The 389-nt window shown below is 82.5% G+C and carries 1 pseudogene; it reads left to right on the top strand.

From position 1 onward, the window contains the following. Nucleotides 1–389 (top strand): annotated as a pseudogene (locus QWZ14_RS11310) (hypothetical protein); the annotation flags it as partial.

Here is a 389-nt window from a genome sequence, read left to right as displayed (position 1 = left end):
CTGGCGCTGCTGGCGGCGCCGGCCCTGGCGCGGGCCGAGGCCCCGGGCGGCAGCGTGACGCTGCTGGTCGGGGCCGCGGCCGGGGGCGGGCCGGACCTCTGGGCGCGGGGCTTCGCGCCCTTCCTCGAGCGGCATTGGCCGCGCGCCGCCATCGCCGTGCTGAACCGCCCCGGCGAGGGCGGCCTGGCCGCGGCCCGCAGCCTGGCGGCGGCGCTGGCGGGCGCAAACGTCATCGCCAGCGTGGCGACGCCGCAGCTGCTGGCCCGGGCGGTGGAGGCGGCGGCCGTCCCGCTGCTGGAGCGGCTGGCCTTCATCGCCGCTGTCGCCGAGGAGCCGCTGCTGCTGGTCGGGCCGGCCGGCGCGGACGCCGGCCTGGCGGCGCTGCGGGC

Origin of the sequence: Paeniroseomonas aquatica (genome assembly GCF_030409335.1) — a bacterium.
Classification (GTDB): domain Bacteria; phylum Pseudomonadota; class Alphaproteobacteria; order Acetobacterales; family Acetobacteraceae; genus Belnapia; species Belnapia aquatica.
Note: the sequence above shows the minus strand (reverse complement) of the source record. Positions and strands in the feature narration are given on the sequence as shown.